The organism is Oleidesulfovibrio sp., from assembly GCF_047973035.1.
In the GTDB taxonomy this organism is placed as follows: domain Bacteria; phylum Desulfobacterota; class Desulfovibrionia; order Desulfovibrionales; family Desulfovibrionaceae; genus Oleidesulfovibrio.
In genome coordinates, this window is the sequence record NZ_JBKEBF010000010.1 from 13,941 (window position 1) to 26,210 (window position 12,270).

10 protein-coding genes are annotated in these 12,270 nt (G+C 52.0%); 1 reads left to right on the forward strand and 9 read right to left on the reverse strand.

Annotated features, from left to right (window positions below):
- Positions 1–88 precede the first annotated feature (88 nt).
- From ACK5LI_RS02405 to ACK5LI_RS02425, 5 genes are all read right to left on the reverse strand, one after another.
- Positions 89–949, reverse strand: a complete 861-nt coding sequence (locus ACK5LI_RS02405; protein ID WP_416946037.1) for a hypothetical protein — start codon at positions 947–949, stop codon at positions 89–91.
- Positions 946–2,007 carry a TonB-dependent receptor plug domain-containing protein gene (locus ACK5LI_RS02410; RefSeq protein ID WP_416946038.1) on the reverse strand — a complete coding sequence of 354 codons (1,062 nt, stop codon included), beginning with the start codon at positions 2,005–2,007 and terminating at the stop codon, positions 946–948. The genes ACK5LI_RS02405 and ACK5LI_RS02410 overlap by 4 nt, the downstream gene beginning before the upstream one ends.
- A 101-nt stretch (positions 2,008–2,108) precedes the next feature.
- Complete coding sequence (locus tag ACK5LI_RS02415) at positions 2,109–4,103, reverse strand: DUF4857 domain-containing protein (protein WP_416946039.1); 1,995 nt, start codon at positions 4,101–4,103, stop codon at positions 2,109–2,111.
- Positions 4,104–4,230: 127 nt separating this feature from the next.
- Complete coding sequence (locus ACK5LI_RS02420; protein WP_416946040.1) at positions 4,231–5,118, reverse strand: ATP-binding cassette domain-containing protein; 888 nt, start codon at positions 5,116–5,118, stop codon at positions 4,231–4,233.
- Positions 5,119–5,125: 7 nt separating this feature from the next.
- On the reverse strand, positions 5,126–8,029 hold the full coding sequence (locus tag ACK5LI_RS02425) for a M16 family metallopeptidase (protein WP_416946041.1): 2,904 nt from the start codon (positions 8,027–8,029) through the stop codon (positions 5,126–5,128).
- 813 nt (positions 8,030–8,842) lie between these two features.
- Between ACK5LI_RS02425 and ACK5LI_RS02430 the strand changes: the two genes are divergently transcribed.
- Positions 8,843–9,139 carry a putative quinol monooxygenase gene (locus ACK5LI_RS02430; RefSeq protein WP_416946042.1) on the forward strand — a complete coding sequence of 99 codons (297 nt, stop codon included), beginning with the start codon at positions 8,843–8,845 and terminating at the stop codon, positions 9,137–9,139.
- Between the two features lie 270 nt (positions 9,140–9,409).
- Here the strand turns inward: ACK5LI_RS02430 and corA are convergent, their stop codons facing one another.
- The 4 genes from corA to ACK5LI_RS02450 form a co-directional block, all read right to left on the reverse strand.
- Positions 9,410–10,474: a magnesium/cobalt transporter CorA gene (gene corA / locus ACK5LI_RS02435; RefSeq protein ID WP_416946043.1), complete on the reverse strand. Its 1,065-nt coding sequence runs from the start codon at positions 10,472–10,474 to the stop codon at positions 9,410–9,412.
- A 152-nt stretch (positions 10,475–10,626) separates the two neighbouring features.
- Complete coding sequence (locus ACK5LI_RS02440) at positions 10,627–11,439, reverse strand: 4Fe-4S binding protein (RefSeq protein ID WP_416946044.1); 813 nt, start codon at positions 11,437–11,439, stop codon at positions 10,627–10,629.
- On the reverse strand, positions 11,436–11,918 hold the full coding sequence (locus tag ACK5LI_RS02445; RefSeq protein ID WP_416946045.1) for a 4Fe-4S dicluster domain-containing protein: 483 nt from the start codon (positions 11,916–11,918) through the stop codon (positions 11,436–11,438). Before ACK5LI_RS02445 ends, ACK5LI_RS02440 begins: the two co-directional genes overlap by 4 nt.
- Positions 11,919–12,018: 100 nt before the next feature.
- Positions 12,019–12,270, reverse strand: a complete 252-nt coding sequence (locus ACK5LI_RS02450; protein WP_416946046.1) for a chaperone NapD — start codon at positions 12,268–12,270, stop codon at positions 12,019–12,021.

Below are 12,270 nucleotides of genomic sequence, written 5' to 3' on the forward strand. Positions count from 1 at the left end.
GTGCGACACCCCGAAGAAATGCCCGAAAGCATCCGGCGCACATAAACTGCGCCGGATGCCTGCTTACTTATTGTTACTGGTACGTCGGCTAGAACTCGCAGCGTACACCTGCATAGATAGAACGCCCGCGGGAAGCTTCGCCTTCGGTCACGCTCACTTCCTGAGACTCGTCAAACACGTTGTTAACGTTCAGCAGCATGGTGAAGGTGAGGTCTTCATCTTTGTAGGCATCCCACTCTACGCCCAGATCGGTAATAAAACTTCCCGATATTACGCCGTATTTATAGGCCTTGCTGTAGGTGCCATCATCGTTGACCCACTCGCTGCTTTCCGTTCTGTTACTGCCGGTAACTGTTCCGTTAGGGGTGTCATCGCTGAGACGGGAATCACGGGAGAGCCCATTGGTTGAATCCTTCCAGCGGGTTATGCTGTTCAAACGCAGGGAATCTTCAAAAAAGCTGCCCTGCCAGCCAAAGGTGACTGTCAGCGACGAGTTAAAGTCGTCAGGAGGGAGTTCACTTCTGCTTACCAACTCACCGTTCAGATAGGCTTGGTCATAATCCCATATGTGCCCGTAGCGCTCTGCATAACTTTCAGTATCGTAACTGTTGTTATTCTTTTCAGTTTCGGACTTCGTCGCGCCGATTGAGAATATATGATTACCCAAACTCTCTGTACGTATCCCCTTGGCAAGCTTCAGCGTAATTGCATTATGGTCACTTTTACGGGTGTTCATCCAGTGATAATCAAGGCCGTCATCGCTATGAGTCTCTAAGCCTTTTCTGCTTTTGCGCTGCAAAAACTCCACGCTGTACTCAAAGCCCAGTACGTCACCCAGAACACCAGCGGTAAACTCATCAGAGTACGGTGTATCAAGACCTGCAGCTGTATAGTTCTTGTCTGTGCCCAGTTTGGTAGTACTTGACTCAAATACACCGTCACCATTCATATCTCTCTGCTGATGCTGAATAAACCGGCGGTGTCGATCAAATACAATGGCCCGCAAGTCACCGGAGTAGTAACGGTTATAACCCGCGACAAGCCGCAGAGAGCCATCTCCAAGAGTGTCATATCATCATTAGGACGCAGCAGTAACTTTGCAAAAAAGTTGTCGCTTATACGATGCTGGTCATCATCAGTTACATTGCCGTCGTTGTCTTTGCGCTTCAGCGGTATGGTAGAATATTTGCGGGAAGCCCCGAGAAGCACACCAACATTGTCGTTAACAAGCCCTTCCGCTATGGTTGAAAGAGTATTGACGTTAAATCTTGGCTGGCTTTCCGCAGAGTCAGAATTTTCATCAACCCCGCGTAATGAAAACCACTTGCTCCGGGTATGCCTGCCTTCCACCTCAAAATGCCACTCGTCCATTTTGGGGTCACGCAGGCGGGAGTCGACAACACCACCGGTAAAACCACTATACTTTGCAGGAATATTATTTGTGTACACGTTGATGTTTTCGAGCAGGCGGACATCATAAAAAATCGTCTGGTCCGCACCCGAAAGCATTGTAGATGTGTGCGCGGAGTCATCCTGCATGCCGTTAGGATTCAGCCTGTTGGTAATGCTCATCCCGTCAATCATGTAGCTGTTTTCCCACGGGTCGGCTCCCGCAATGGAAATACGCGGCGGCTTTATCTCACCGCCGGTATGAGAAGACAGCATGTCATTGGAAAACTGCACGTTGGACATGCCTTTAAGTGCTTCCGTAATGGAGCCGGAATACGACGGCAGCGTTCTCAGAGTCTGTCCGCCTATAGAAGACGCTCCCGACTCGTTGCGTGCGTCTTCAACCTCCACCACACTCAACTTATGCACTTTGTCTGATGCATCTCCCGTTGTCCGCTTTGTCGCATTGGCAGCAGCCTCTTTTTTGCTGCCTTCCATTTTTTCCAATACGGCTTTCGGCCGCTGCGCCCCGCCAGCGCCAGCTTCAGCCTGTTCCTGTGCATGAGCTGCAGCTGCGGTCAGCAGCAACATCAGGCAGCTCAGTACAACGCGTTTCATAAGGCCCCCTTTCAAGGTAATGAATGTCATTTTCAATGACATGACTATAAAAAACCCCTGTGGTGATCTCCTCACCACAGGGGCGGGTATCTCAGCATTCTCTAACGACGCAGCAAGTTGCGAAACGATATCTCCCTGAACGTCGCAACTGTTGCAACCAGCAAGGCCACAGGCCCGAAAGCAGCCACCAGAACACAATCCCACAGGCGTACACGACGGCCCGCAGCGCGGAAGCCGAACACCATAAGCAACGTGCAGACCACGCCGGAAGCCAATGCTACCAAGGGCTTTGCCGCGTATTCAAAATCCATGGTTACGTAGCTGGTTATGGGTGAATGCTGCACAATACGCACAGGGAACAAAGCTGATGCAATTGTCTTTCGCAAATCAAGCGCGTTAACATCTGCATCATGCATGGGCCGGTCGTATGTCCGTTTCACGGTAAAGTCAGGGTCCATGGCCACACCCGAAAGGCCAAGCTCGGGCTGCGCAAAGTTGCCGGACACAATGACCTTGCACAGCGGGTCAGCCCACAGATAAAAGTGCGAGCTATCTGCGTCGAACTCGTTAAGAGGCCATTGGCGCAAAGAAAGATCGCTTTGCATCACGCTGTACACGCCGCTGTCAGACACGATATATCCCACCATTTCGCGCCTTCTGCTTTCGCTTACAAAAACACCGCGCACAGGTTCCTCGATGCGTTGTCCGCTGTTGATGCAAACGGGGCGACCTTCCACCATCTGCAGCTTGAATACGCCTCCCCGGGCATCCACAAACAGATAGCCTTCGTCATATTCTTTACGCGTATCGGGGTTGCCACCGAAAGCCTGTACAGGAAATTCAAATCCCGCATCCATCATGGCAGTGGTGAACTGCTCACTTTTTTTCGTGCGCACTGCACCGGTCTCAGGGTCGATAAATTCTATAGAGCTCTCCCCGCTTCCAAGACGAAACAGATCATCAGGCATTTCCAGCTTGGCTCCATGCGGTCTGGACTCCAGCATCATGTGCAGCATAGGGGCAGACACATTCCAGTCACGCGGCTTAAACCGCATGAACTGCCAGCCGTACTTGGCCTGATGCAATGTAACCACCTTCCCTGCAATGGTATCGGGAAACATCTTCCACTTGATAAGGTCCTCTGCGTGCAGCACCGGCAAGGCTAAAGCCCTCTGCTTCAGATCCAGCACGGTACCATCTTCCAGAGTAATAACAGGACCTGCACTGCCTTGCGGGCCGGGGACTCTCTGAGTGTAGCTGCTGGAAATGACAAACTGCTTCTCGACAGGACTGTAGTACAGGCGTTCACCTACTCTGTCGGGCATGCAGATACGCCAGTACAAATCAGGCAGCACCGCGCACAGAGCCACGGTAACCAGCAACAGACTGGCTGCACGGCAAACGGAGTAGAGACGATGCTTTCCGGGCTCTCCCATCAGAGGCAGATAACTGAAGAATACAAGCGGTACAAAACCGGCCGCAAACAATGCATACCGCCATAAAGAAGGAGCCATTCGGGCATATCCGGGAGTCTTGAGCATAAGCTCCAGAGCAATCAGAAATGCGGCCAGCCCCATAAGGCTGACGGGAAAACGTACCGGAGCGCTAATGGATATGATGCCCAGATAAAGAGCAACGCTGAGCACACTCCACTGCGCCACAGTAAGCAGAACCGGAATAATGATATCTGCCGGCAGGTTAAAGTGCATCATGGTTGCAACAAGCAGCCCGTGTGCGATCAGGCTTGTCAACCCGACAAGCGCAAGACCGGTGGCAATCATTACGCCTACTATACGCTCCGGTTCTGTAGGCATATGAAAAAGCAAACGAATCCGCTTATTCTGCGTTTCAGGCCAGGCCTGCAACAAACCGATGATGATGGCGCATAAAGCAATCAGAACGTAGAACTTAAAAAACATCGGTTCCTTGGCAACCAGAGTTGTCCACAGGCCAAAGGCCCCGTGCACACGTTCAATTGTATTGAGCGTGAGCAGGGCGTCTATTGCCGCAACTCCAAGCAACAGCGGAATAAGCCATATCCCCCTGCGCAGCTTGATCCACTCCTTCCCCAGCAGAGCCTTTATCTGAGCGTTCATATCTTTCTCAATTTTATTAGCGCATTACGCAGTTTGCAAATCACGTACATGGCGAAATTCGGATACAAAAAACCTGCAGAACAGGCACAACGCGCCCGCCCGCTACACAAATCGCCTTAGCGTGGTATCAATACTTGCCGGTAAGTCCGATAAAGGCGTCTTCAAAGTCCATGGGCATCATGGTGAGGTTCTCCGCCTCAACTCCGAAGCGCTTCAAATGCTGCCGCAGTGCGGCTTCTTCAGTGAAAGTATATACTGTCGTGGTGCTGCCCATGTGTTCCACATTCTGCAGCAGATCATCTGCGTGCAGGGCGTCTGCCGCCTCTGTTCTGGTAAAAGAGTAGCACCGGAAGCTCTCCATGAACTCTTTTTTCGAACCGGAAACAGCGACACGTCCCTCCTGCAGCACAATCATGTTGTCCACGATTTTGTCGAGTTCCTGCACCACATGAGAAGTAAGCAGCACCGTTGTGCCCCGATCCTTCACATATTCACGCAAAAAATCGATAAAGAGGCGCCGGTACCCCACGTCCAGCCCCATGCTGTAATCATCCAGAATCATCAGTTCCGGCTGCTGAGCCATAATAAGCCCCAACACAACCTGCGAACGCTGCCCGCAGGACATGCAGGAAATACGACGCGTGTTCGGCACGTTGAGCCTGTTGACCAGCTCATAGAATACGTCCCTGTCCCACTTCGGATAAAAGGGAGCATAGTAACGCTCCAGTTCATCAATGGACATAAAGTCGTACTGAATGAACCCTTCATGCAGCAGGCCTATGCGCGCACGCGCGGCAGGAGTCAGGGCGTGGCTGGGTTCCCCCAGAACCCGGCAGCTACCGCTGCCGGGCCTGAGAAATCCCATAAGTATATTAATAGTTGTGCTTTTGCCTGCACCGTTTTTTCCCAGCAGGCCGAACACTCCGCCGCGCTCAACGGAAAACGAAAGCCCGTGCAGCACGGCTTTTTCGCCATAGCTATGACGCAGGTCGCGGCATTCTATAAGTGCGTTCATTGCTGCGTTACTCCGCCGCAGCCTTGGCTGCCTGCTTTGCTTTTTTGCCGGACTCGGTACCGGTAAGCACAGCCTTATTGGCATCGGTAAATGCTGCGCGTGCTTCACGGTTCAACTCTTCTACAGTGACGGCATTAAGAAGTTCGGGGAACTGGGCATTCCATTCAAACGAAGGCCAGTCGGTACGGGCAATAGTATCAAGCATTCCCATGTAAATGGCGTTCTCGCGCCGACCTTCTTCCCAGCTGCTCAGCATGGGCTTGCGCTGGCGTTCCACTTCTTCTTCGGTAACACCGTTTGCCGCGATGTCCGCCATAACCTCGTTCACAACGTCCACAAGCTTTTCCAGTTTATCGGGCTGAGTGCCGATATTCACCATGTACATGCCGTAGCCGTTGTCAGAGTCCACCCAGTAAAAGAAGCTGGGAGAATAAGATGCGCCAAGTTCTTCGCGCACACTTTCACGCAGCCGGTCACGGGCAACTGAAGCCAGCAACCTGCGCGCGGTAAGAGTTTTACGGTCGCGGATGTCTTCCAGCCTGCGCAGATAGCCTACTCGCAATGCAGCCTGATTCAGGTCCGCATCAACCACGATGTGGCGCTCACGCTTGCCTTTCTGAGCAAACTTCGGAACGTAGGCGTAATCAGCACCGGAAAGCGGTTTCCACTGCACTTCGGATGAGCCGAAGGTCGCAGCAACAAGCGCCTGTGCTTTGGCAGGGTCAAAGTCGCCTACAATATTCAGCACTCCGTCCACAGGAACGTACAGCGACTTCAACGCGGTCTGCATATCTGCAAGCGAGACAGTTGAGCCTTTCCCGGCAGTAATGGGGTCAATACGCAGCGATTTACCGAAAAAGAGCTCGCGCCCTGCAGTGGACATGGCAGAAGGCACGTCCTTGTTACGAGCGGCATCGGCAATGGCGAGACCGCGGAGCATTTCCTGACGGTCTTTTTCTTCGATGAAAGGATCACGGAACTGCGTCCACATGGCTTGCAGAATGCCCTGCATGTCTTCAGTTTCACCGCCGGAGCCAAGCATCAGCGATTTGGACTGCAGGCTGAATCCGGTGCCGTAACCGGTGCTGCGCTGCAGGCGGCTTGCTTCTTCAGCTGTAAGCTTGCCGAAGCCGGACTCACTGTCGGTCAGCATGGCCAAAGTGGCAGTTATATAGCTGTTATCGGGCAAAGAATCCCCGCCGCCACCTATATGCAGCGACAACGAGCTCCGGTCTTTCAGGAAGGTAGTAGGAATCATCCGCAGCACAAGGCCGCTTTCAAACACAACTTCGTGCAGGGTCAGGTTTGCACCAGCCACAGGCTTTTCCGTTTTGCGGGCTACCACGCCTGCGGTCTTCGGCTCTGCCACATACGGGTAGTCCAGCTTACCTGCTGCCATCACTGGCACAACCGTGCGGCTATTGCCTTCTTCCCACAAGTTGCGGATTACAGCATCGGCATCACCTTCGATAACGGCATTACCGGTTACAGAAATTATTCTGTTGCCGCTGTCCCACATTTCAACAAATGCACGGTGCAGGTCTTCTGCGCTCGCTTCCTCAATGAACACCTTATACATGTCGTAGGTTTGTTGCCACGACTGGTACACACGGTTGCCGTTAAAGCAGGAAATCATAGTCTCTGCTACGGAATCACTGGGAATCTGCGCCTCAAACTTTGCCCGCTTTTCATAGCTGCGCAGCAGCTCTGTACTCAGTTCCGCAACTTCTTCCGGCAGGAAACCGAACTCCAGCGTGCGGCGTAGTTCATCCTGCATAATAGCAAAAGACTTCTGCCAGTTACCTGCTTCACTTATTGTAATGAAATCGACAGACGGGAAGAGGTACATGGTAGCAGATTCACGGGCAAATGCTTTGAGGAAAGGCGCATCGCCCTTTGCCTGCAACCGCTGCATGCGCTTGTTAATAATGCTGTTGGCCATTGCGCCATGCAGCATACGGCGCTGCAAGTCCGGCGAATCGTCCAGCCATTCCCGCGGCTTCATAGCACCCATGGTTACAATGGTATATTCAGTATCGTATGTATCCTGATAGGTCTGAACACCGGAATACTGGACATCACCCCACGATTCCAGCACACGGCGTTCGCCATGAGCCTTGAAATCACCAAACAACGTTTTAATATCTTTTTCCACGGTTACGGGGTCGATGTTACCCACAACTACCAAGACCATCAGTTCGGGGCGATACCACGCATCATAAAAACCGCGCAGAGTTTCTGCAGAGGCAGTTCTGATGACTTCTTCGGTACCGATTACGTCGTTTACAAAGCGTGTTCCGGCAAACAGCTGCTGGCGTCTGCGCTGACCTGCACGATATTGTTCAGAATCACGGGCCGCCTTTTCAGACAAAATAACGCCGCGCTCTTTTTCCACCTCTTCCGGAAGAATGCTCAGTCCGTCGGCCACGTCCCGCATGAACAACAACCCTTTGTTCAGATTTGCTTCATCCGAGGCCAGATTCAGCTTGTATACGGTTTCCATCAAAGAAGTGTGTGCGTTGGCATCGCGGCCAAAGGCCAAACCGTTTTCCTGAAAAAACGGAATAAGCTCGCCGGGGGCGAAATTGCGTGAACCGTTAAAAGCCATATGCTCAAGGAAATGCGCAAGGCCCAGTTCGTTATCACGCTCCATCATCGAGCCAGCCTGAATATTAAGTTGTACAGTTACGCGATCTTCAGGCTTTTCGTTTTGCTTAATGACGTACCGCATGCCGTTTTCCAGACGGCCGAACACGGACTGATTGCTGCGGGGCAATGTACTTTTTTCATGGGGCCACCGACCATCCAGCCATGGGGCCTCACCCTGCACCTGTACCGGCGTCACGTTGCGTACGCAGCCAAGAGCAGCCAAAAGCATTATAATCAGCGAAATAATTCGTAAGGGTCGCATAACCACTCCACACATGTCCTTTTTTTCCACATTATGAAAATGAATTTTGTTCTCATTATCGAGAAGCCCTGTCAGTACCTGACGGTTCGTGAAAAGGCAAGCCGTTACTCCATATTTTTAGAATACGCTGCAGCGCACGCAGTAGCTGAGCGGCAGCCACCCCTTCAATCATAACTTACTACAACAGATAGGCAGTCCTTCTTGTGTGTTCATATCTTGCATACTTTCCGGATGAACAAGCAGCATTTTATCATTTGATACATGCTCCACTCATTGGCTGCTGTTATATTGCAAAGCATACTGTACAGCCATAGCATGCCATTATTACGGCATATTCCATACACCAATCAGGCTTCTGGCCTGCCTTATCGGCAAAGTATCATTCGAGTGTTCAGCATTTCTTCACAAAAAAAGCATAGCCCCCCAAAAATCACAAAAAACACATCTTACCGGAATACGGGTTCATCTTGCGATCTAAAGAGCTGTTTCGTCCGGCAAGCTGCCGGGCGCTCCATGCCAGTATATTATTGCGACGCCCGGTGCGCCATACTCCGCGGCAACCATACTGCCTGAACATAACCGGTCCCTCCGCCACAGCAATATGCATACTCCAGAGATACAAAAAGGCTCCTCCGGTAAAGACCGGCACTATCCTCCTTCGTCAGCACAGGATAAATACCATCCGCAGTCTGGTTCCATGCGGCTTCAAAAAAAGTACCTGCTTTTCTTAAACGACAGTATGCGCTACCTGTGGCAACATACCCACTGGCTTTGGATGCCTTTCAGCTACAACGAAACAAAAGGAGATAACACATGATTATAGTAACTGTAAAAATACCTACAAAAGCGCCCTATACGCAGCAATTCGTTGAACATATGGGCGATCTTGCCCTGACAGTGCGTAAGGAAGAAGGCTGCATCACATATAATATTTACAAAGACCCGTTCTCGCCCGATGTGCTGTTCATGTACGAGGAGTGGGAAAGTATGGATGCCTTGCGCAAGCATATGACACAGCCTCATCTGCTTGAACACAAAAAGAAAACTGCAGACTGGCTCTCCGGTGAAGTTGTGCTGACCACAGCAGACGGAACACCGGTAAGCTTGTAGCGCATCCCCCGCGACGAGGGCTTACGGTTTCTTGCCTGCTGTAGAATGGTGCATATTCAGGCGGCTACCCCGATGACACAAGCCAACCGGTTCTGTGTGTAAGTATCTGCCTGAATTCCGCATCATCTCCGTACTGGCAGCCTTTGCCGGTGCATAATGCCGGGCCATTCTTAATTAGTGCCGCCTGAATACCGAACACTTTTCAGACAAACAAAGCGCACAACCATAACACTATGCGCTTTGTTTGCAGGTACAGTAACAATCTGATAGCTACAGCCATTTTCGCAGACGGAAATAAACAAGCATGGCTACCATAAGACAGCCCATGCCTCCCAGTAATACAAAATAGCCGTACTCGAAGTGCAGCTCCGGCATATTCTCAAAGTTCATTCCGTAGACACCGGCAAGAAACGACAACGGGATAAAAATGGTAGAAAAAATAGTCAGAAACTTCATTATGTCGTTCAGTCTGTTTCCCACTGCCATGTTGTAACTGTTCTGATGATCGTTCAGCAGTTCTCGGTACACTTCCACAGCGTCAGCGGTCATTTCCGCCATATCTGTCAGGTCGCGCAGGTAAGGCTGCATACTGTCCGCCACCAGCCCGTTCTCCACCCGTGCCATTCTCGCCGCAATTTCGCGCGCAGGACGCACAGCTTTGCGCAGATAAGCCATCTCACGCCGGTATGTTGTGATTTCCTGCAATAATGCAGGTGAGGGGTCGTCAATAATATCATCTTCCAGCAATTCGATACGCTCGCCCAGCACTTCAATCGTCTTCAGGTATTTTTCAAACACGCAATCCAGCAGAGCATACAGCAGATAATCCGCCCCGTACCTTCGTAGTCTGCCGTGCTGGCTTTTTAAACGCTCGCGTACGGGCTCGAAAACAACTCCGGCCTGCTCCTGAAACGTCAGCAGACAGCCTTCTTTCAGCACTGCACTCAGCTGCTCTGTAGAAACCTGCGTTCTGTCGTCACTCAAAAAGGGAATTTTAATTGAAACAAAAACCACGTCAGGAAATTCTTCCAACTTAGGGCGCTGCCCCGTGTTCATAATGTCTTCCAGAACCAGAGGCGGAATGCCGAATCGGGCTCCCATCGATTCCATCAAAGCAGCATCGTGTACGCCGTCAACATTGCACCACAATGTTGTGTCCTGCCCTGTGCGCCCTGCAAGTTCATCAATAGTTTCCACAAAGGCATCATGAACCATGTCTGTACCGTATTCGATGACACGCAGACGAGGCTGGTTGATTTTCTGCTTTCCTACAAAAACAAGAGCGCCTGGCGGGCGTCCTGCTCTGTTATCCATCTTTTTCAGAAAACGGGCCATGTATCCTCCGGTACGCCTTCAACGTTTCCGCATAGTTTACTAAATCTTTGTATAGAAACAAGCAGGCAGCACCTTATTACATTCTGATCGGGCATAAAAAAAGGGCATCGGTTGAATGCCCGTTTATTTTCAGCATGAAAATACAGCGTAAACTACTTTCGTGTAAAACGCTGCTCCAATGCCTTCCCGTACCGGCTGCATGCGACTACGCAGTCACCGCAATTGCTGCATTCGCTTTCAAGCTGCTCTTTGGAGCCCCTCGGATTCAAGCCTAAAGAGCAAGCCTCGCCACAGGGACGCATACGGGAGCAGGTACACTTAGCCGCGGTAAAGCGAACCCGCCAGCGCCACGGGCTAAGCTTCTGGACAACCATCAACAGCAAAGACTGCGGGCAACAGTAACGGCACCAGAAGCGCCTGCCAAGTATGGCATCCACCCCCAGCGCAGTCAGCAGCAAAGCGCCGCCCACAGGCACAACATGCTGCACCTGCAACATCTGCCACACGCGCGAATACCACCCCGGCATGGATAATTGGTTCAGCACAGGGGGCAGGCCGAAAAGCAGAAGCAACACCAGAAAAATGCCGACAGCCCACAACTTACCCCGAAAACCGTCCGGTCCGTTTAGAGGATGCGCCCTGCCGAACCGGACCTGAACCCGCTGCATAAGCTCTGAAAGCAGCCCGAACGGGCAAATCCACGAGCAAAACACCGCACCCAGCAGCATTGCCAGCAACAGCGCGATGGCAGCCCCTGTCAACGCACGTGTCGCAACCTCTCCTGATGAAATAAATGCCTGCACCACCGCCAGAGGATCAGCCAGCGGTACCCCGAAAAACGTAAACGACAAAAGGTTGCCGGTAACGTGATGTATTTCTCTGGCATTCAGCCACGGGACCAGAATAAAAAGCAGTGCAAAGCACACCTGAACAACAAGACGGACAGTCTTCAGAGAGAACATCATGCGCCTCCCTTACGGGGCAACGAGCGCGCCGGAACCGTGTCAATAGTCTTGCGCGGGCAGACATACTCACACACGCCGCATCCCACACAGGCATCCGTAATAACAGGAAACATCCCTTGTTCCAGAATCAAAGCAGAATTGCGCAGGGGACATTTTTCAAAACATGTGCGGCAGATAATGCTTCCCTCATACGTGTAGCAGCGATCCTTGTGCAGCACAGCCCTGCCCATGGCGGCCTGTTGCGGCGGCCCCACAGCCAGCGCTCCTGTGGGGCACACAGGTCCGCAACGCATACACAAAAAACAGGCGGACTTTGCCGCAAAGATGCGCGGTGTTCCCCACTGGGCGGCGTCTCCTGCAGGCGCAAGTTCAATACACCGGACAGGACATATCTGCGCACACTGCCCGCAATGAATACATCTGGACAGAAATCTTTTCTCGGTTCCTGCTCCCGGCGGGCGGAGGAAAGAATCAGACATATACGACAAGCCCCGCGTTATGTGCGGCGCCGGACACACCGGCGCCGCACGCTGAAACGGCACAATCAGAGCGGACGGTCAGACAGCCGGAAAGGCCGCCCTATGGCATAACCTGTCCGCCCTGCTCGTCTTCTATATTCACGTAGGTGGTGTACACGGCCAGAACCCCCGGTACAGCCTCCAGACTCTGGATACGGTCTTCCAGCTTTGCCGAAGGCACTTCACCCACGACAACCAGATACTGATTGTCGTGTTCGCCATAAATGGTCATGTCTTTTTCCGCGGCCACCACCGCACGCACCTGCTGCAGCCTGCTGCTTTCCGCATGAAGGATTATACCAGCAACTGCCAT